The sequence below is a fragment of the Rhizobium sp. AAP43 genome, assembly GCF_001296045.1.
In the GTDB taxonomy this organism is placed as follows: Bacteria; Pseudomonadota; Alphaproteobacteria; order Rhizobiales; family Rhizobiaceae; genus Allorhizobium.
Genome location: NZ_LJHS01000012.1, coordinates 205,528 through 224,472, shown reverse-complemented (window position 1 = coordinate 224,472; position 18,945 = coordinate 205,528). Strand labels below are relative to the sequence as shown.

At 61.4% G+C, this 18,945-nt stretch carries 17 protein-coding genes; 6 read left to right on the top strand and 11 right to left on the bottom strand.

Translation table 11 applies throughout. The annotated features are described in order from the left end of the window. Positions 1-16: 16 nt before the first annotated feature. The 5 genes from phnC to IP76_RS09610 all read right to left on the bottom strand — a co-directional run bounded on the left by phnC (position 17) and on the right by IP76_RS09610 (position 3,995). A complete protein-coding gene (phnC, locus tag IP76_RS09630; protein ID WP_054157989.1) occupies positions 17-874 on the bottom strand; it encodes a phosphonate ABC transporter ATP-binding protein in 858 nt (285 codons plus the stop codon). A 123-nt stretch (positions 875-997) separates the two neighbouring features. After that, positions 998-1,612: a DapH/DapD/GlmU-related protein gene (locus IP76_RS09625; protein WP_054157988.1), complete on the bottom strand. Its 615-nt coding sequence runs from the start codon at positions 1,610-1,612 to the stop codon at positions 998-1,000. Then, a complete protein-coding gene (gene phnL / locus IP76_RS09620) occupies positions 1,609-2,316 on the bottom strand; it encodes a phosphonate C-P lyase system protein PhnL (protein ID WP_054157987.1) in 708 nt (235 codons plus the stop codon). Before phnL ends, IP76_RS09625 begins: the two co-directional genes overlap by 4 nt. A 24-nt stretch (positions 2,317-2,340) precedes the next feature. Next, entirely contained in the window at positions 2,341-3,117 is a 777-nt protein-coding gene (gene phnK, locus IP76_RS09615; protein ID WP_054157986.1) for a phosphonate C-P lyase system protein PhnK, read from the bottom strand. Continuing rightward, positions 3,114-3,995, bottom strand: coding sequence for an alpha-D-ribose 1-methylphosphonate 5-phosphate C-P-lyase PhnJ (locus tag IP76_RS09610; protein ID WP_054157985.1), 882 nt, complete (start codon positions 3,993-3,995; stop codon positions 3,114-3,116). The genes phnK and IP76_RS09610 overlap by 4 nt, the downstream gene beginning before the upstream one ends. A gap of 43 nt (positions 3,996-4,038) precedes the next feature. Between IP76_RS09610 and IP76_RS09605 the strand changes: the two genes are divergently transcribed. Then, positions 4,039-4,263 carry a hypothetical protein gene (locus IP76_RS09605; RefSeq protein WP_156318530.1) on the top strand — a complete coding sequence of 75 codons (225 nt, stop codon included), beginning with the start codon at positions 4,039-4,041 and terminating at the stop codon, positions 4,261-4,263. 4 nt (positions 4,264-4,267) lie between these two features. Here the strand turns inward: IP76_RS09605 and IP76_RS09600 are convergent, their stop codons facing one another. Genes IP76_RS09600 through phnG form a run of 3 tightly spaced genes read right to left on the bottom strand, consistent with a single transcriptional unit; the run spans position 4,268 to position 6,456 of the window. After that, positions 4,268-5,374 (bottom strand): carbon-phosphorus lyase complex subunit PhnI, encoded by a 1,107-nt coding sequence (locus tag IP76_RS09600; protein WP_054157983.1) that lies wholly within the window; start codon positions 5,372-5,374, stop codon positions 4,268-4,270. Between the two features lie 3 nt (positions 5,375-5,377). Then, positions 5,378-5,986, bottom strand: coding sequence for a phosphonate C-P lyase system protein PhnH (gene phnH, locus IP76_RS09595; RefSeq protein WP_054157982.1), 609 nt, complete (start codon positions 5,984-5,986; stop codon positions 5,378-5,380). Next, a complete protein-coding gene (gene phnG / locus IP76_RS09590) occupies positions 5,986-6,456 on the bottom strand; it encodes a phosphonate C-P lyase system protein PhnG (protein ID WP_054157981.1) in 471 nt (156 codons plus the stop codon). The genes phnH and phnG overlap by 1 nt, the downstream gene beginning before the upstream one ends. Positions 6,457-6,565: 109 nt before the next feature. On the opposite strand from phnG, the gene phnF reads away from it, so the two are divergent. Continuing rightward, positions 6,566-7,288: a phosphonate metabolism transcriptional regulator PhnF gene (gene phnF, locus IP76_RS09585; RefSeq protein ID WP_054157980.1), complete on the top strand. Its 723-nt coding sequence runs from the start codon at positions 6,566-6,568 to the stop codon at positions 7,286-7,288. 17 nt (positions 7,289-7,305) lie between these two features. On the opposite strand, the gene IP76_RS09580 is transcribed toward phnF, so the two are convergent. Continuing rightward, positions 7,306-11,553 (bottom strand): hypothetical protein, encoded by a 4,248-nt coding sequence (locus IP76_RS09580; protein WP_054157979.1) that lies wholly within the window; start codon positions 11,551-11,553, stop codon positions 7,306-7,308. A gap of 332 nt (positions 11,554-11,885) precedes the next feature. Here IP76_RS09580 and IP76_RS09575 point away from each other — a divergent pair, with 332 nt between their 5' ends. Beyond that, a complete protein-coding gene (locus tag IP76_RS09575; protein ID WP_054157978.1) occupies positions 11,886-14,585 on the top strand; it encodes a cation-transporting P-type ATPase in 2,700 nt (899 codons plus the stop codon). Here IP76_RS09575 and IP76_RS09570 read toward each other — a convergent pair. Next, complete coding sequence (locus IP76_RS09570) at positions 14,569-15,297, bottom strand: GntR family transcriptional regulator (protein ID WP_082352478.1); 729 nt, start codon at positions 15,295-15,297, stop codon at positions 14,569-14,571. The genes IP76_RS09575 and IP76_RS09570 overlap by 17 nt on opposite strands. Before the next feature lie 171 nt (positions 15,298-15,468). Between IP76_RS09570 and IP76_RS09565 the strand changes: the two genes are divergently transcribed. Then, positions 15,469-16,155, top strand: a complete 687-nt coding sequence (locus IP76_RS09565; protein ID WP_054157977.1) for a type 1 glutamine amidotransferase — start codon at positions 15,469-15,471, stop codon at positions 16,153-16,155. 6 nt (positions 16,156-16,161) lie between these two features. On the opposite strand, the gene IP76_RS09560 is transcribed toward IP76_RS09565, so the two are convergent. Continuing rightward, positions 16,162-17,067: a LysR family transcriptional regulator gene (locus IP76_RS09560; RefSeq protein ID WP_054157976.1), complete on the bottom strand. Its 906-nt coding sequence runs from the start codon at positions 17,065-17,067 to the stop codon at positions 16,162-16,164. 123 nt (positions 17,068-17,190) lie between these two features. On the opposite strand from IP76_RS09560, the gene IP76_RS09555 reads away from it, so the two are divergent. Then, complete coding sequence (locus IP76_RS09555; protein ID WP_054157975.1) at positions 17,191-18,123, top strand: ring-cleaving dioxygenase; 933 nt, start codon at positions 17,191-17,193, stop codon at positions 18,121-18,123. 76 nt (positions 18,124-18,199) lie between these two features. Then, positions 18,200-18,805, top strand: a complete 606-nt coding sequence (locus IP76_RS09550; protein WP_054157974.1) for an alpha/beta hydrolase — start codon at positions 18,200-18,202, stop codon at positions 18,803-18,805. Positions 18,806-18,945 lie beyond the last annotated feature (140 nt).

Sequence of the window (18,945 nt, the reverse complement as noted above, 5' to 3'; positions counted from 1 at the left end):
CAGGCGATCTTCGTGGTCAGGCCTCGGCAGTTGCCAGAGAACGCAGGCCAGGGGATGGGATCGAGCGCACGTCATTGTCCTGACGCGCGATGGTGATGCTGGTCGAGGTCATCGTCTCGTCAATTCCGGCGCCATGCTGGTCTGCGCCGTAGATCTCTTGCACCGCATCGGCGGTCAGCTCGTCCGGGGTGCCGTCGAAAACGACGCGGCCGCGCGCCATGCCGACGATGCGTTCGCAATAGTTGCGGGCTGTGTCGAGCGTGTGCAGATTTGTGATAACGGTGATGCCTTCGCGCTCATTGATGTCGCGCAGCGCATCCATGACGATCTTGGCGTTGAGGGGGTCAAGCGAGGCGATCGGCTCGTCAGCCAGTACCATCTTCGGCGACTGCATGAGCGCCCGGGCAATCGCCACACGCTGCTGCTGACCACCCGAGAGGGTGCCGGCCGGCTGAAGTGCCGTCTGCTCGATGCCAAGGCGCTCCAGGGCCGCGATCGCCATGAGGCGCTCCTCGCGTGTGAACATGCCGAGCAGGCTCATGGCGGTCGAGCGATGGTTCAGGCGGCCGAGCAGGACATTGGTCAGGACATCCAGACGCGGCACGAGATTGAACTGCTGGAAAATCATCGCGCAATCGCGCTGCCAGTTGCGCAGGGCTGACCCCCGTAGCGAAGATACTTCCAGATCGCCGAAGCGGATGCTGCCCGCGGTCGGATCGACCAGGCGGTTGATCATACGCAGAAGCGTCGACTTGCCGGCGCCCGAACGCCCGATGACGCCAACCATCTGTCCGGTTGGGATGTCCAGCGTCACCTTGTCGACAGCCGTGTTGCTACCGAACTGTCGGGTGATGTTGGTCAACTGGAACTGCATGATGTGTCCTTCGCCGTCGTTGATCGCGGTGTTGCGTATCCACTAATGGTCCAGCGTGAAGCGCGAATGTCAGTTTTGCGTCAGTTTTGCAAAGATGCGGGAAGCCCTGAAAACACTGGGTTTTCAGTTGTATTTTGACAGAAATGCATCAGCGTCGAGGTGGCGAAAATCCTCAAGTGCAGCGAACAAGCGGTCGTGCTCCCAATCCCACCAGGCGAGCTTTTGCATGCCCTCTGCAATGTCGGCGGGAAAGCGCTCGCGGATGAGCTTTGCCGGGACGCCGCCGACGATGGTATAGGCGCCCACATCGCGTGAGACGACGGCGCCTGCGCCAATCACCGCACCATCGCCAATTGTCACGCCTGGCAGGATCGTGGCGCCATGGCCGATCCAGACATCGTGACCGATTGTGACGCGGTTTTCGCGCCGCCAGGCGAAGAAATCATGGTCGTTTTCCGCGCCATCGAAGTAGTCTGCCGCGCGATAGGTGAAGTGATGCAACGTTGGACGCCAAGTCGGATGATTGGTGGCGTTGATGCGTACGGCAGCTGCAATATTGGCGAACTTGCCGATCGTCGCGCACCAGACAGCGCCATCCTGCATGATGTAGGAATAGTCGCCCATTTCCACCTCTTCGAGGCGGCAGCGCTCGGCCACCTCCGTATAGCGGCCGAGCGTCGCATTCACCACGCGAGCGCTTTCATGGATCATCGGTTCGAGGCCAAGTTTCTTGCTCATGCCGCAGTCTTTCGTGGCGAGAACTGCATGACATCGATAATGCGATCGGCAACAGCCTCCCGCACTTCCTCGTCGTGAAAGATGCCAAGTAGGGCCACGCCTTCTTCCTTCTTGGCGCGGATCATCGACACGACCACCGCACGATTGGCCGCATCGAGTGATGCCGTCGGTTCGTCCAGCAGGAGCACGGCGTGATCGGTGATGAAGCCACGGGCGATGTTGACGCGCTGTTGCTCACCCCCGGAGAAGGTGGAGGGAGGCAGTTGCCAGAGATCGCGTGGGAGATTTAGCCGGCTAAGCAAGTCTGCTGCTCGTTCGCGCGCTTCCTCGGTGGCTGTGCCACGGGCGATCAGCGGCTCAGCGACGACATCGAGGGCGGAGACACGTGGCACTGTGCGCAGGAACTGGCTGACATAGCCCAGAGTGGCGCGGCGGACTTCCAGCACGGTGCGTGGGTCGGCGGTCGCGATATCAACGATCCGGTCCTGGTGGGTGACGAGGATCTGGCCGACATCGACGGCATAATTGCCATAGAGCATCTTGAGGATCGAGCTCTTGCCGACGCCGGAGGGACCGCCGAGGACGACGCATTCGCCCGATACGACCGAGAAGGAGACATCAGAGACGACGGGGAGAACGAGGCCGCCGCGCAGATGCATGGTGAAGCTCTTGCAAACCTCTGAGACGACGAGGGGAGTGGGCATGGTTTTTTCCTTTCGCGACGCCGGTCAGACTTGCAGGATCGAGGAGACGAGCAGTTGCGTATAGGGCTCGCGCGGATCGTCCAGGACGCGGTCGGTCAGCCCGTGTTCGATGACATGGCCGTCCTTCATCACCATCATGCGATGTGACAGCAGGCGTGCGACGGCGAGGTCATGGGTAACGACGATGGCCGAGAGGCCGAGATCGTTGACAACGCCGCGGACGAGATCGAGGAGACGCGCCTGGACCGAAACGTCGAGGCCGCCGGTCGGCTCATCCATGAAGACGAGGCGGGGACCGGTGACGAGATTGCGGGCGATCTGCAGGCGCTGGCGCATGCCGCCGGAAAAGGCGCGCGGCTGATCGTCGATGCGGTCGGTCGAGATCTCGACACGCTCCAGCCATTCCGTGGCCGTCTGGCGGATGCGGCCATAGTGCCGGTCGCCGACTGCCATCAGGCGCTCGCCGACATTGGCACCGGCTGAGACCGTCATACGCAATCCGTCGGCCGGGTTCTGGTGGACGAAGCCCCAGTCGGTGCGCATGAGGAAGCGGCGTTCGGCTTCGTTCATATGATAGAGTTCACGGTACTGGCCGTCGCGCATGTGGTAGTCGACGCTGCCCGTCGTCGGCATCAGCCGGGTCGAGAGGCAGTTCAGAAGTGTCGTCTTGCCCGAGCCGCTTTCGCCGACAATGGCGAGCACTTCGCCCGGCCAGAGATCGAAGGAGACATTCGAGCATCCGATCCGGCTGCCGTAGAATTTCGAGAGGTTGCGGACCTTGAGAAGGGGCTGGTCGCTCATTCTGCGGCCTCCTTTTTCTGGGCGAGCATTTCGCCGACATGGCCTTCGGCCTGGCGTGTCTCGCAGTGATCGGTGTCGGAGCAGACGAACATCCGGCCCCCCTTGTCGTCGAGCACGACCTCGTCGAGGTAGACATTGTGGGCGCCGCAGAGCGCGCAGGGCTTGTCGAAGCTCTGGATCTCGAAGGGGTGGTCCTCGAAGTCGAGGCTCACGACCTCGGTGTAGGGAGGAACGGCATAGATGCGTTTTTCGCGGCCTGCGCCGAAGAGCTGGAGCGCTTCCGACATGTGCATTTTCGGATTGTCGAATTTCGGCGTCGGCGAGGGGTCCATCACGTAGCGACCTTCGACCTTGACCGGATAGGCATAGGTCGTGGCGATGCGGCCGTGCTTGGCGATATCCTCGTAAAGCTTCACATGCATGAGGCCGTATTCTTCCAGCGCATGCATCTTGCGGGTCTCGGTTTCGCGCGGCTCAAGGAAACGCAGGGGTTCAGGGATCGGGACCTGGTAGACCAGAACCTGTCCTTCCCTCAGTTTTTCCTCCGGGATGCGGTGGCGCGTCTGGATGATCGTCGCTTCGCTGGTCTTGGTGGTGACGGCAACATTGGCGACCTTCTGGAAAAAGGCGCGGATGGAGACGGCATTCGTCGTGTCGTCGGCGCCCTGGTCGATGACCTTTAGCGTGTCGGCGCGGCCGATGATCGAGGCCGTGACCTGCACGCCGCCTGTGCCCCAGCCATAGGGCATCGGCATTTCTCTGCTGGCGAAGGGGACCTGATAGCCGGGTATGGCGATCGCTTTCAGGATCGCGCGGCGGATCATGCGCTTGGTCTGTTCGTCCAGATAGGCAAAATTATATGTGGCGAGTTCCTGCATGGCGGCTTACCCTTTGCCTGGCTTACAAGCGTGGAGGCGTGACATGGACCCGAGCGAACCGGCTGTCTTGATGGTGGCGGCGGTGGCGGTGTTCGCTATCGTCGGGCTTGTGCTGTCGGAGTTGTCAGTGAGACGCACCCAGTCGACGCGAATGCGGGACCGAAGCGGCGATGGAGCGACGACCTTCAGCGACGATAACAGCGGTGGCGATGACGGGGATTGCGATGGCGGTGGAGATGGCGGAGATTGTGATAGCGGGGGAGACTGACGCATCATTCTGCGGCCTCCTGCATCTCGTTCGGCTCCAGCCGTGATGAATCGTGCTTCGCCCGCATGCGGCGGACGAGATCGAGTTCGGCCTGGAAGTCGACGTAATGCGGCAGCTTCAGGTGCTCGACGAAGCCGGTCGCCTGGACGTTGTCGCAATGGGAAATCACGAATTCCTCGTCCTGGGCGGGGGCGACGACATCCTCGCCGAATTCCTGGGTTCTGAGCGCCCGATCGACCAGCGACATGGACATGGCCTTGCGCTCGCCCTGGCCGAAGACCAGGCCGTAGCCGCGGGTGAATTGTGGGGGCGCCTTGGCCGAGCCCTTGAACTGGTTGACCATCTGGCATTCGGTGACGCGGATCTCGCCGAGCGAGACACAGAAGCCGAGCTCCGGGACATCGAATTCGACTTCGACCAGACCCATGCGGATTTCGCCGACAAAGGGATGGGTGCGGCCATAGCCGCGCTGGGTCGAATAGCCGAGCGCGAGCAGGAAGCCCTCGTCGCCCCGGGCGAGTGCCTGCAGGCGCAGATCGCGTGGCATGGGAAATTCCATCGGTTCGCGGGTCAGGTCGCCGGCAATGTGATCCTGCGGCATGTCGCCATCCGGCTCGATCAGGCCTTCGCCATCGAGAATGTCGGAGACCCGCATTACCGGTTCTGGCGCCTCGATCCGCATTTCCGCGGGCTCGATGGCATTGTCCTCGAGAAGCGAGGGGTCGAGCAGGCGATGGGTATAGTCGAAGGTGGGGCCGAGCAGCTGTCCGCCGGGCAGGTCCTTGTAGGTGGCGGAAACGCGGCGTTCGACCCGCATTCTGCCTGTGTCGATCGGAAGTGATGTGCCGAAGCGCGGCAGTGTGGTGCGGTAGGCACGGAGAAGGAAAATTGCTTCGATCATATCGCCGCGCGCCTGCTTGAGGGCAAGTGCTGCGAGCGCGCAGTCGTAAAGCGAGGCTTCCGCCATGACGCGGTCAACGGCGAGGCCGAACTGCGCCACGATCTGGTCGATGGTGACGGAGGGCAGGGACCGGTCGCCACGACGACGATCGGCGAGCAATCGGTGGGCATTCGCAATGGCCTTTTCGCCACCCTTGACGGCAACATACATGGCTCAGGCCTCCATCTGCGTGATCTTGGTTGTGCGCGGCAGGGCGAGGAATTGTCGTCCGCTGGTCAGGACCACGTCGACACCGCGCGGGAAGAGCGCTCTGTTGTCCGTCCATTGGCGCAGGAATGTCTCGGGCAGACCTTTCGGCGCGATGGTGGCCGTTTCACGAATGCCCGGGCCAGTCAGCTGCAATTTCGGCCCGGCTTCCAGCGAGGGCAGTTCGATTACCAGAGTGGCGGAACGGTCCGGATATTCCTGGGAGCCGAGGGCGAAATGCGAGAGCGGTGGCACCATGGCGCCAGCATCGACAAATGCGAATTTTGCCTCGTTCTTTTCCGCTGCCAGCGGTGCCACGGTATGGAAGCCGATCCATGCAGGAAGCGCCGAGCGCAACAGGGCAGGCGTCAGCCAGATCGATGTGTCATGGTCGCAGAGCGTCAGCAGGATTGCGCCAGCGGCTATGCCGAGCGGCGGCGGTGGCTGGATGACCTCAGTCACCGTGCCCAACGTTCCTGGACGGGCGAGTGCGTCCATCAGGCTGCGAAAGACCGATTGCGCATCATGGACTGCGTCGGCAAAACCACCGACCAGGCTTTCTGAAGCTGTCTGCATCAGTCTTCTCCTCTGACCATCGTGAAGAAATCGACCTTGGTGGCCGCGGTTTCCCTGCGGGACTGCTCTGCTTCTGCGGCAATACGGGCTTCGATGTCGCCGAGCAGGCCTTCTTCGAGGATGCGACTGTGCGCGTCGTTCTGCACCAAGGCATCGCAGACGGCAGCGAGCATGGCTGCGCGGCGATCTGTGCCGAGCCGGTAGCCATGGCCGACTGTGCCATCGGCCAGCCGAATGCTCGCACGCGTCATCGTTGCCTCACCCAGGTTGAAGGGTGATCCCCCGCCACCGATCCGCCCGCGAACCATCACGAGACCGGTCTCCGGGCCGCGGATCGAGCTATAGCTCGGTGGGGGATCGAGTTTGGCTGTGGCGTCTTCGAGTTCACTCCGCGTGGCACGTGCGAGGAGATCAACCACCCGCTTTCGAGATGCTGCCGAATTTATTTGCGTATCGCGTGCTGGGTTCATTGTCGGGCCTCTAAATGTCTAGTAATATAGACAACCATACAAGTTACTTTAGAAGTATCCGTTCGCGGTGACAATCGTGTGACACGGGTATGAGACAAGGCAGGGGAAAATGATCGAGAGACAGAGGGGCGTCGCGCTCTGGCGGCAGATTTCCGACCGGATTCGCGCCAATATCGCTGCTGGGCTCTATGATGGCTCGGGTATGGTGCCGGCCGAGACCGCGCTTGCAGAGGAATTTTCGGTCAATCGCCATACGGTCCGCGCGGCGCTGGCGGCCCTTGCGCAGGAGGGTGTCGTGCGCTCCGTACAGGGGCGTGGCACGATGATCGAGCGGCGCAACAAGTTCGACTTCCCGATTGGCAGGCGCACCCGTTTCACCGAAGGCATCGGCGATCAGGCACGCGATCTGCAGGGAGTTCTGCTGGCATCGGCGGTTGAGCCGGCAACTGCCGAGATTGCCGGGCGGTTGAAGCTTGTGGCGGGTACGGAGGTGCTGCGGCTGGATGGCGTTCGCCGCGCGGATGGCCGTGCCGTTTCGCGTTCAACCATGTGGTTTCCAGCGGCTCGATTTGCTGGCATCGATCAATCCTTCGCCGCCTCGGGGTCGATCACCCTGGCGCTCGCGGCCTCAGGCGTGACGGACTACGTCCGTGACGTGACCGAGATCTCTGCCGTGCATGCCGAACCGGACGACGTGGCTCAGCTTGAACTGACGCCTGGCGCGATCGTGCTGGTGACGCGGGCGGTGAACACCGATCCCGCCGGTCTGCCGATCCAGTATGCGGTCACCCGTTTTCCGGCGGATCGCGTTCAATTCACGATCCGCAGCTGAACCTTTGGCTGTTTCCGTCAGGCTGACTGGAGCGCTGCGAGAACGGCTGCGATCTGGTCTGGGTTCATCACCTGGCCCTGTGTGGCGGTGAAGGACTGCAACTGTGCCTGGCTTAGGTTCGAGATCTGCGCCACCGTCAGTCCGGGAATCGCATAGGGATTGATCGCGGCAACCTCCTGGCTGGTGAAGGTGCGCAGCTTTGCCGGCCCAAGCGCGGTGATCTGGGTTGCGTTCAGTCCGGCGACCTGACTTGTCGTCAAGGCCTCGATCTGGCTCTCCGACATGGCGCCGAGCTGGTCGACGGTCAGGCCGTTGACGGCCGTCGGGCTCATCGCCGCAATCTGGCTGGTTGTCATGTTGACGATCTTGTCTGCGCCGAGCGTCGCAAGCTGGATCGAATTCATCGAACCGATCTGTGTCGTGGTCAGCGCCTGGACTTGAACAGGGGTCAAGGCACGGAGCTGGTAATAGGTAAGGTTTGCGACCTGACCAGTTGTCAGCGCGGCAATCTGCTCGGGTTGCAGGGTGCTTACTGTGGTCGGCGAGAGGCCGCTGATGGCCGTCGAGGAGATGGACGCCATGTCCGTTGCCGACAAGGTTTCCAGTGCGGCGGGGGTGATCGCGCCAATCTGCGTGGCAGACATGGCTCCGATCTGAGCCGTCGTCAAGGCATCGAACTGACTTGGCGTGATGGTCGCGATCTGCGCCGTGCTCAATCCGGGGATAGCCTTGGCACTGATGGCGGCGACCTGGGTGGTCGACAGGGCCGCTATGCTGCCTGTCGGCAGGCCGGCGATCTGGGTCGCAGAGAGGGCGCCGATCTGGGCGACGGTTAGGACCGAAACCTGATCCGCACTCAAGGCATTGAGTTGGTCGAAGGTGAGGCCTGCCATCTGCGCGGTTGTGAGGGCGCCGATCTGCTCATGGGTGAAGCCGGCGATCGTGGAAGGCTGGAGGCCCGCAATGCCTGCTGCGCTCAGCCCGGCCAGATCTGTCTTCGAGAAGGTTGCAAGCTGCTGGCTTGAGAGCGCGCCAACCTGGGTCGCCGTCAGTGCGGCGATTTGGGTCGACGAGAGCGCGTCGATCTGTGACGGCGACATCGCGGCAATCTGGCTTGCCGTGAGACCGGGCAGTGCCTTGGTGGAGATCGCGCCAATCTGATCTGGCGATAGAGCGGCAACCGCCGTTTCGTCGAGCGCTCCGATTTGCGTCGTGGTCATGGCTGCGATCTGCGTGGTCGACAGGAGTGCCACCTGTTGTGGCGTCAGGCTTCCGATCTGTTGTGTGGTCAAGCCTGCGATCTGGGTTGCTGTCAGGCCGGTGATCTGATCGGAGGAGAGTGCTGCAAGCTGCGTGTTTGTGAGGCCGCTGATGCCAGTCGCGCTGATCGCTGCGATATCGGCAGAGGAGAACAGGCTCAGCTGGTCAAGGGTCAGCGCGCCAACCTGCGTCGGGGTCAGGCCGGCAATCTGTGTGGATGTCAACGTATCGATCTGGGTTGGCGACAAGGCGGCGACCTGTGTCGTGGTGAGCCCTGCAATGCCCTTGGCACTCAGGGCTGCCGTCTGGCTACTCGACAGGGCGGCGAGGTTGGCGAGCGGCAGGGCTGCAACCTGCGTTGGGCCGAAAGCGGCCATCTGCGTGGCTGAGAAGGCTTCCATTTGCGACGGGCTGAGTGCCGCAATCTGGCTTGTCTTCAGTGCGCCGATCTGGCTGGCCGTGAGGGCTCCCAGCTGTTCAAGGCTGAGTGCCGCAATCGTTTCGTCAGTAAGAGATGGAATTGCGGTGACGCTGAGTGCAGCGATTTCCGCTGGCAGGAAGGTGGCCATGTCGGATGGCTTCAGGATGGCGACTTGCCCCGCAGTCAGGCCCGTAGCCTGGGTCGCCGTCAATGCCTCGACCTGTTCGGGTGACAGGGCGGCAATCTGTTCGGTTGAGAGTGCCGCGACAGCCTTTGCATTCAGCGAGGCGATCTGCTCGGTCGACAGGGCCGCGATGTTTGCCGTCGTCAGAGATGGCATCTGTGCCGCCGTGAGGCTTCGCACTTGTGTCGTGCTCAGCACGGATAGCTGTGCGGGCGTGAGAGCTGCGACCTGCGTTGCGGTCAAGGCGGCGATCTGGGCCGCAGTCATGGCGCCGATCTGGTCCGGATGGAGGCCGGCCAGCTTCTCTGGCGTGAGCGCAGTCAGAGCGCTGACGCTGATCGCAGCGATATCAGTTGTCGAGAATGTCGCGAGCTCGTCCGCTCCTAGCGCGGCAAGCTGCGCGGCGGTCATTTTGCCAACTTGCGATGAGGTCAGAGCCTCTGCCTGATTGCTGTCGAGGGCCGCGACCTGGGCTGCGGTCAGTCCCGACACCGAGGTCGACGCCAAGCCGGCGATCTGTTCCGGCGACATGGCTGCAACGCTTGCAACGGTCATGCTCGACATCTGGACTGCGCTGAAGGCGCCGACTTGCGCGACGGACATAGCCTCGACCTGGCCAGGCGTCAGTGCCGCTATCTGCGTGGTGGTCAGGCCGCGCAACTGCACGGGCGTGAGTGCTGCAATCTGTTCAGGCGCCAAGCCTGCGATGCTGTCTGCGGAGAGGCCCGCGATCGCCTTGGTGCTGATCGCGGCGATCTTTGCTGGTGTCAGTCGTTCAAGTGCTTCCGGTGCGAGGACGGCGACTTGTGACGCGCTGAGGGCACCGATCTGCGAGGTGGATAGCGCGTCGACCTGATCTGGAGCCAGCAGGGCAATCTGAGCGGTTGTCAATCCGCTGATGGCGCGCGGGGATAATGCCGCAATCTGGTCTGTGGACAGTGCGCTGAAGGCGGCAGGCGTGAGAACGGCGACCTGGCCGGGGGACAGTGCCGCCACTTGCGCCGTTGACAGAACTTCGATCTGAGCTGGGCTGAGTGCGCCGACCTGCGCTGCTTTTAGAGTTGTAATCTGCTTCGTCGTCAGGGCTGCGACCTGTTCAAGGGTCAGTGCACCCATCTGATCCGTCGACAGGCCGGTTGCGCCAGCCGGCGAGAGGGCCGCTATCTGGCTCGGCGAAAAAGCTGATAGCTGTGTTGTCGATAGGGCTGTCACCTGGCGTGCGGTCAAGGCTGCCACCTGAGCCGTTGTCATCGCCTTCAGCTGGTCTTCACCAAGTGCTGCGACCTGGGGCAGGGTGAGCCCGGCGACTGCCTTCGGATTGAGAGCCGCGATCTGTTCGGCCGAAAGATTGGCCACGACATCGACCGAGAGCGACGCCACTTGCGGGCCGGACAGTCCACGCAATTGTGCGGCAGAAAAGACGGCGACTTGTTCGTCGGAGAGAGCGGCGATCTGATTGGGGCGGAGAGCTGCAATCTGCGCTGCCGTGAGGGCTGTTGTCTGTTCAGGGCTCAGGGCTGCAATTTGGTCAACGGTCAGTCCGGGCGCCGCCTTCGCACTGATTGCTGCGATCTTGGCGGGATCGAGAGCCTCCAGTTGATCGGTGGTAAAGGCACTGACCTGCCTAGAATTCAGGGCTGTGATCTGGGCCGCGGTCATCGCGCTGGTCTTGGCTGCTGAAAGGCTGCCAATCTGCTCGGTCGACAGGCCGGTGATCGCTCGCGTGCTGATCGCGGAAAACTGGCTCGCGGTAAATGACCCGAGCTGCACCGTCGACAGGGCGCTGATCTGTGATGCGGTCAAGGCGCCGATCTGGGCGGTGGTCAGCCCCGCAATCTGCTCTGGTGTCAGGGCGCCGATCTGATCGGCTTTCAGTGCGGCAATCTGGGCCGGCTTCATCGCGCCGACCTGCTCGGGCGTAAGCGTGGCCAGGTTTGCGGGCGTGAGGCCTCGCAAGGCAGCTGTGCTGATTGCGGCAATATCGGTTGGCGAGAAGGTTGCGAGGTCTTCGGCGCTCAGGGCCGCAATCTGTGATGCGCTCATGCGCGCGATCTGCTGGGGCGTCAGGGCTTCGGTTTGCTCGGTACTGAAGCCGCCGATCTGGGCGGCCGTCAAGGCGCCCACCTGCGTTGCGGCGAGGCCCGAGACATTGTCCGCGGAGATTGCGGCGATCTGGTCAAGCGTCAGCCCGGTGATCGCACGCGTCGAAATCGCATTGAGCTGACTCGTGTTGAGGCTGGATACTGCCTGATTTTGCAGAGCAGCAACCTGCGTCGCGGATAGCGCGCCGACCTGGGCAGTCGACAGACCGGCAACATCTTCCTGTGACCAGGACGCGATGGTCGTCGTGGGAAGCGCCTTGATCTGGGCGGGACTCAGGGTGGAAATGATCGACGTCATGGACGGCTTCGCTCCGGCTGCTGTCAAATGGCTCGTTTCGCCCCGGCGCCTGACCCGACCTGCCCGAGAGCAGATGTGAGTTATTCGACGCGCAGACGGACGAATTGCGCTCTACCGGGATGGGCTTTCAGCGAATCAACCCGGCAGAGCGTTTCCACCCTTGCCCGCCATGCTTGCCCGAGACTGTGCTTTCCACTTCCCGGGGTGGGGTGAGGTCGATGCAATGAACGGTTGGGTCTTGTCTTGAATCAATTACAATCGGTGGCCCGGCAGTCAGGATGTGAATGAGAGCGGCGGCGTGTCTGTCAGCGATCACAGTGAAGGCGAACCCCATGGCTGCACCAGATCATACGAGTGCCTTTCACGCCCTGCCTCTCAATGAGGTTCTCGACCGGTTCAACGTCGGTTCTGCCGGTTTATCATCGGAGGAAGCCCGGCATCGCCTGCAGACGTTTGGTTCGAACCGTCTGCCTGAAGCTGCGCGGCGGGGTCCGGTGCTGCGTTTTCTCGCTCAGTTCCACAATGTCCTGATCTATGTGCTCATCGCTGCCGGGTTCGTAACCGGTTTCCTCGATCATTGGGTGGATACCGGCGTTATTTTTGCTGTGGTGATCGGCAATGCCGTGGTGGGCTTTATCCAGGAAGGACGCGCGGAAAAAGCCATGGACGGAATCCGCTCGATGCTTGCACCCCGTTCGGCCGTGTTGCGAGATGGGCGACGTCAGAGTGTCGACTCTGCGGCACTGGTCCCGGGCGATGTCGTGCTCCTCGAGGCGGGCGATCGTGTGCCGGCGGATCTGCGGGTGATGGAGGCGCGGGGCGTCAAGGTCGAGGAAGCCGTGTTGACCGGGGAATCGATCGCCGTCGAAAAGATGACCGAGCCCACAGAGTTGGATGTGCCGCTCGGTGATCGATCTTCGATGATGTTCAGCGGCACGCTGGTTGCTGCCGGTGCCGGACGAGGGCTGGTCGTGGCGACTGGTCGCGATAGCGAGATCGGCAAGATCAGCCGAATGCTGTCCGATGTCGAGGTCCTGACCACGCCACTGCTCAGCCAGATGGATGCATTTGGGCGCTGGCTCACTGTGTTTATTCTGCTCCTGGTGGGCGTTCTGCTGATCTATGGCTCCATTGTTGGCCACATGGTTTTCGACGAGCTCTTCATGACGGTTGTCGGTCTTTCGGTCGCTGCCATTCCGGAAGGATTGCCGGCGGTCATGACCATCACCCTTGCTGTTGGAGTCCAGGCGATGGCGCGACGCAACGCCATTGTCCGGCACCTGCCGGCCATCGAGACGCTGGGTTCCGTTTCGGTGATCTGCACCGACAAGACGGGTACGCTGACGCGTAACGAGATGATCGTGGCGACCCTTGTTGCGACCGAGCACGACTATGCGGTGGACGGTGCCGGCTATGCGCCCGAGGGGGCCGTCCGCTGGCGGGATGCCGATGCCGATCGTGCGCAGCATGCCGTGCTGACCGAATTCGCGCGTGCGGCCGCGTTGTGCAACGATGCCGTTCTAGTCGAATCCGACAACGCATGGCATGTGGAAGGCGACCCGATGGAGGGCGCGCTTGTGGCTCTTGCCGGCAAGATCACCGGCGGTGGGCCTGAACCTTTCGCGGGTGACTGGCATCGGCTCGATGCCATCCCCTTCGATGCAGGCCATCGCTACATGGCGGTACTGCACGAGGATCAGGACGGACGGCGTGTCATCCATGTCAAGGGCGCGCCCGAAGAGGTGCTGGCGCTCTGTGCTCATCAGCGGATTGCGGGCGGCGGCATCGCTTTGATCGACATGGCGCGTTGGAGCATGCAAATAGATGCGCTGGCAGCAAATGGCGAGCGTGTGATTGCCATCGCTCTGCGCGATGTTCGCCGCAATCACAAAGGGCTCAACCATCACGATCTGAGCGGCCACCTGACGCTGATCGGGTTGATCGGTCTGATCGATCCGCCACGGGCAGAAGCCATTGAGGCCGTGGCAGAATGCCATGCGGCGGGAATTCGGGTGAAAATGATCACCGGCGATCATGCTGCGACAGCCCGTGCGATCGCCTCCATGATTGGTCTCAGGAACAGTGATCGCGTGCTGACCGGCAAGGACATCGAGCGGCTGGATGATGCCCAATTGGAGGCAGCTGCCGCTGAAGTCGATATCTTCGCCCGGACGTCACCTGCGCACAAACTGAGGCTCGTCAAAGCGATGCAGGCGCGGGGTCTCACCGTTGCCATGACGGGAGACGGGGTCAATGATGCCCCGGCGCTCAAACGTGCCGATGCCGGGATCGCCATGGGCATGAAGGGTAGCGAGGCGGCGAAAGAGGCAGCGGATCTTGTGCTGGCGGACGACAATTTTGCCTCCATTGTTGCGGCCGTGCGTGAGGGGCGGACCGTCTACGACAACATCAAGAAGGTGATCAGTTGGACGCTTCCGACCAATGCCGGTGAAGCGCTTACCATCGTTATCGCTCTGTTTGCCGGGCTGGCCTTGCCGATCACGGCGGTGCAGATCCTGTGGATCAATCTCGTCACCACCATCACGCTCGGTTTTGCGCTCGCTTTCGAACCGACCGAGGCGGCGGCCATGCAACGTCCGCCAAGGCGCCGTGAAGCGCCTCTGCTTGATGGCGGCTTGCTGTGGAACATCGTACTCGTATCACTGCTCTTCGCATGCGCCATCTTCGGAGTTTATTTTCTGGCGCTCGACAAAGGGCATGATGCGGCGCTGGCGCGCACCATGGCGATGAACATGCTTGTCGTGTTGGAGATTTTCCATCTCTTCTACATCCGAAATTTCTATACGACTTCGCTGAACTGGAAAGCGGTTCGGGGTACGCCCGCTGTCTGGGCATGCGTGGCATCCGTCACGCTGGCGCAGCTGGCGGTAACGTATATCCCGGTGCTCCAGAATTGGTTCGGGACCAAGCCGGTGCCCTTAGTTGATGGGGTGATCATCATCGGTGTCGGCGTTGTCTTCTTTGCCTTGGTAGAAGCAGAGAAGCAGATCCGACTTACGTTGCGTCGATGATGTCTGGGCTCGGACGTTGTCCGGCAGGCCAGTCGGTATTCGTCTCGACTGGTCCGCGTGCCCTCAGAAATTCATAGAGATGGCCAAGCCCATCCCGAATGTCGGCTTCAATCGCAGCGGTCAGCGCGGCGGCACTTCCCACTTTGATCGCGGCGAGGGCTTCAGCGTGGCGATCGATCCGATAGCTCTCGGAGAGATTGGATGTTGCAAGACGCATGAAGGGTCCGAGGCGTAACCAGACGGTTTCCAGAAGCGCAAGGATCACGGCATTGTTGCCTGCTTCGTAAATGGCCCGGTGGAAGGCGAAGTTGCGTTCTGTCGCGCGGGGAATGTCGTTCCTTATGTGGGCGCTGTCTATCTCCTGGTCGATCTCTTCGAGCAGGTCCAGCCGTTCAGCATCTATGCCAGAAAGGGCGCGTTCAGCCGCAAGCGTTTCCAGCGCGACCCTTGCGGCGATGATTTCGTCGAATTTGACGGAGGTCATGCGCGGCACGCGAACCCGGCGATTGTCGAGATATTCCAGCGCGCCATCTGCGACCAGACGGTGCAGAGCCTCGCGAACCGGCATGGCGCCGACGCCCAGATCAGCGGCCACACCATGGATGGTAATCGCGCGCCCAGGTTCGACGTCACCACACATTATGCTTGCCCTCAAGGTGCGGTAGACCCGCTGTTTGATGGTTTCGTCGGGCTTGCGTGTATGCGGCGGCATCAAGGCCCCTCCCGTGATCGTCCGTGGTCACGATAGAAGACAGTGGGCCGGGAGGCACAGGAAATTTTTCCGACGGCCGCGCGTCCTACTTGATTTTTAACGGTGTCGGCATTTGCTATAGCTTAAACAGATCGCTTGCGGCGGCAAGCGAATACCGAACAGGATATTGTGATGAGCACCAAGACCATCGGCATTCTCGTGACCGGGCATTCGCCTGCGGAGCTGACCGGGGAGTACGGCAACTATGCCGATATGTTCATGCGGCTGCTCGGCAAGTTCGATTTCGAGTTCAAGACCTATTTCGTTGTCGACGGCGTCTTTCCTGAAAGCCCGAAAGAGGTCGACGGCTGGTTGCTGACCGGCTCGAAATTTGGTGTCTATGAAGATCACGAATGGATCCGAAAGCTCGAAGACTTCATTCGTCGCGTTCATGCAGAAGGCGTGCCGATGGTCGGCATCTGTTTCGGTCACCAGGTCATGGCCAAGGCGCTCGGCGGCCATGTTGAAAAATTCAAGGGCGGCTGGTCCGCCGGCCCTGTCACATATCGCCGATCGGATACGGGCGAGGAACAGGTGTTGCTCGCTTGGCATCAGGATCAGGTCATCCAGGTTCCGGAAGGGGCCGAGGTCATCGGTAAGACCGATCAGTGCGAGAATGCAGTCATCCGCTACGGCGATTGGGGGCTGTCCTATCAGCCGCATCCCGAGTTCTCTCCCGCTTTTTTCGAAGGCCTGGCTTCGGCCCGGCGCTCGGCCATTCCGGAAAGTCTGTACGAAGAGGTGAAATCGGTCGAGGCCTCGATTTCGACGGACCGCGTTGCCGATGAAATTGGCAGTTTCCTGGCCCGCGACCGTTGAGCAAACTCAGAGGGTTGCATCCCAGCTGTCGCGGATAAAGGCTTCGAAGAAGTCCGAGAAGGTTGCGACGCGAAGGGGCAGGTGCTCATAGGGCGGATAGAAGAGTGTCAGCCAGATTTCCGGTGCGCTCCATTCAGGCAGAACCTCCACCAGTCGTCCGGCGAGGAGATCATCCGCGACGATGAACTGCGGCAAGAGTGCAATCCCTTCACCGGCGACGGCCAGTCTCGCCAGGAAATCACCATTGTTGATCGAGAACCGACCCCGCGCCTGAACGCTGCGGGTCTGGCCGTTGCGGCTTAGCTCCCACAGTTCTGTCTGGGAGTGATCATGATAGCTCAGGCATTCAAGCCCGACGAGATCCTCCGGCACCTCCGGCTGCCCGTGTTGCGCGATGAAGGACGGCGCGGCAACGAGCCGCCGCGGCACTGGACGGATCTTGCGCCAGATGGTCGACTTGTCGGAAGGCGGGCCGGAAATGCGGATGGCGAGGTCGTAGTCTTCTTCGACGATATCAACGAAACGGTCCGAGAGCTCGATCGCGACGCTGGTTTTCGGATGGATGATGGCAAACTGGCTAAGCACGGTCGGCAAGACCGTCATTCCAAGCGACATGGGTGCAGAGACCCTGAGCGAACCCGTCGTCACCTTTTGCAGGTCGCGCGTCTCCTCTGTCGCCCGGGCGAGGCCCTCCACCAAAGGACGCACCCTCGCTGCATAGGCCGCACCCGCGGATGTTAGTGAAACCTTGCGGGTGGTTCTGAGCAGCAGTTGCACACCCAGCCTGTCCTCGAGCGCCGAGATGGTTCGGGTTACCGAAGCGGGCGTGTTCGACAGAAGTCTCGCGGCCGAGGTGAAGCTGCGCTGGTCAGCGACCGCCAGGAAGGTTCGGATCGATTCCAGCTCGCCCATTCGATTATTGCTCCAGATGCAACAGTATCCGACGAATTATAGGCATTCTAAACCGATAATGCATCCCTCATATTCTGGTCATCACAACGAACCGGCATTGCTGGCCGGGAAAGGATCAGTGCCATGCTTACTCAGATCAAAGGCCTGCATCACGTCACCTCCATGGCTGCGGATGCCGTCGAGAATAATCGGTTTTTCACCGGGACCCTTGGCTTGCGCCGGGTCAAGAAGACGGTGAATTTTGATGCGCCCGATGTCTATCATCTCTACTATGGCGACGAGCGCGGGAACGCAGGCTCCGTAATGACCTATTTCCCCTTCCCGAACATCGGCAAGGGCGCCCGCGGCGCCGGTGAAGTTGCCGAGACGGTCTTCTCCATTCCGAAGGGCACGCTGAAGTTCTGGCAGGAACGACTTGGCGCGGAAGGCGTCAAGGAGCTGGCTGATTACTCACTCTTCGGCGAAGAGCGCTTGCGTTTTGCGGGGCCTGACGGCGATACTTTTGCGCTCGCCGAAGTTGATGGCGACCAGCGAGCCCCCTTCGACGGCGGTCCGGTGGCTGCTTCCGAAGGCATTCACGGCTTCCGCGGTGTCACGATGCGCCTTCGTGACAAAGGGGCGACCGGCGAACTGCTGCAGTTCATGGGCTATCAACCTGTTGACCGCCATGGTGACTTCGTCCGTTATGCCGTGCCCGGCGGCAATGGTGCCGATTACATCGACCTTGAGGTTCTGCCGGGTGCGAAGGGCGCCCAGCAAGGAGCTGGATCGGTGCACCATGTTGCATTTGCTGTCGATGATCGTGCAGCCCAGCTCGAGGTTCGCAAGGCCTTGCTCGACACCGGCTACCAGGTCACGCCCGTAATCGACCGAGATTACTTCTTCGCCATCTACTTCCGCACGCCGGGCGGTGTGCTGTTCGAAATTGCGACGAACGAACCCGGTTTCGACCGCGACGAAGATACGGCCCATCTGGGCGAAGCTTTGAAGCTGCCGACCCGATACGAACCGTATCGTTCGCAGATCGAAGCGCAGCTCGTTCCGATTGGCAACTGACGCAATCTCCGTTTGTGATGTGCCGGGGCCAACTTCGTCCCCGGCATGCGCCTGATGTAATCCGAAGGAGAAGTCCATGTCTGTCGATAGCTATATCCATCACTACGAACCGCCGAAAGGGCAGGCCCCGCTCGTCTTCACCTTCCACGGAACCGGCGGCGACGAGCACCAGTTCCCGGGTCTGATCAGTCGTATCCTGCCGGATGCAGGGATTGTTTCACCCCGTGGCGATGTTTCCGAACATGGCGCTAACCGGTTCTTTCGTCGGACCGGCGAGGGCGTCTATGACATGGACGACCTTGCCCTCCGGACGTCGCGGATGGTGGCTTTCGTCCGCGCACAGAAGGAACGTCATCCGGGCCATCCTTTCTATGCGCTCGGTTACTCCAATGGTGCCAATATTCTGGCTTCGGTGCTTTTCGAGGCTCCGGATCTATTTGAGCGCGCCGTCTTAATGCATCCGCTCATTCCGTTCGAGCCGAAGCCGCAACCGGCTCTCGGTGCGATCGGGATCCTGATCACGGCTGGACAACGTGACTCGATTTGCCCGCTGCCGCTTACCAATGCGCTTGCCGGCTACTTCGAACGCAACGGAGCCGATATGCGGACATTCCTGCATGCGGGCGGACATGAAATCTCGCAGGGCGAGGTGGATGCCGTGGCCGAATATCTGAAGAGCTGACACGCCTGAATACACACGCGAATACAATACGTTCACGTTGAAGTCTGCCTGTAGTTCAATTCTTGCTAATTAACCAAGAAGCGACTGGGAGCCTGTTCAAGGTGAACGCAATTGCGTATCTCCGCCCCACAAAGGGACGA

Coding starts and splice junctions, on each gene's coding strand:
- phnC (WP_054157989.1), bottom strand. CDS start 874: ATGCAGTTCCAGTTGACCAACATCACCCGACAGTTCGGTAGCAACACG.
- phnL (WP_054157987.1), bottom strand. CDS start 2,316: ATGCCCACTCCCCTCGTCGTCTCAGAGGTTTGCAAGAGCTTCACCATG.
- IP76_RS09565 (WP_054157977.1), top strand. CDS start 15,469: ATGAGCACCAAGACCATCGGCATTCTCGTGACCGGGCATTCGCCTGCG.
- phnK (WP_054157986.1), bottom strand. CDS start 3,117: ATGAGCGACCAGCCCCTTCTCAAGGTCCGCAACCTCTCGAAATTCTAC.
- phnG (WP_054157981.1), bottom strand. CDS start 6,456: ATGAACCCAGCACGCGATACGCAAATAAATTCGGCAGCATCTCGAAAG.
- IP76_RS09555 (WP_054157975.1), top strand. CDS start 17,191: ATGCTTACTCAGATCAAAGGCCTGCATCACGTCACCTCCATGGCTGCG.
- IP76_RS09550 (WP_054157974.1), top strand. CDS start 18,200: ATGTCTGTCGATAGCTATATCCATCACTACGAACCGCCGAAAGGGCAG.
- IP76_RS09605 (WP_156318530.1), top strand. CDS start 4,039: ATGGACCCGAGCGAACCGGCTGTCTTGATGGTGGCGGCGGTGGCGGTG.
- phnF (WP_054157980.1), top strand. CDS start 6,566: ATGATCGAGAGACAGAGGGGCGTCGCGCTCTGGCGGCAGATTTCCGAC.
- IP76_RS09625 (WP_054157988.1), bottom strand. CDS start 1,612: ATGAGCAAGAAACTTGGCCTCGAACCGATGATCCATGAAAGCGCTCGC.
- IP76_RS09570 (WP_082352478.1), bottom strand. CDS start 15,297: ATGCCGCCGCATACACGCAAGCCCGACGAAACCATCAAACAGCGGGTC.
- phnH (WP_054157982.1), bottom strand. CDS start 5,986: ATGCAGACAGCTTCAGAAAGCCTGGTCGGTGGTTTTGCCGACGCAGTC.
- IP76_RS09580 (WP_054157979.1), bottom strand. CDS start 11,553: ATGACGTCGATCATTTCCACCCTGAGTCCCGCCCAGATCAAGGCGCTT.
- IP76_RS09560 (WP_054157976.1), bottom strand. CDS start 17,067: ATGGGCGAGCTGGAATCGATCCGAACCTTCCTGGCGGTCGCTGACCAG.
- IP76_RS09610 (WP_054157985.1), bottom strand. CDS start 3,995: ATGCAGGAACTCGCCACATATAATTTTGCCTATCTGGACGAACAGACC.
- IP76_RS09575 (WP_054157978.1), top strand. CDS start 11,886: ATGGCTGCACCAGATCATACGAGTGCCTTTCACGCCCTGCCTCTCAAT.
- IP76_RS09600 (WP_054157983.1), bottom strand. CDS start 5,374: ATGTATGTTGCCGTCAAGGGTGGCGAAAAGGCCATTGCGAATGCCCAC.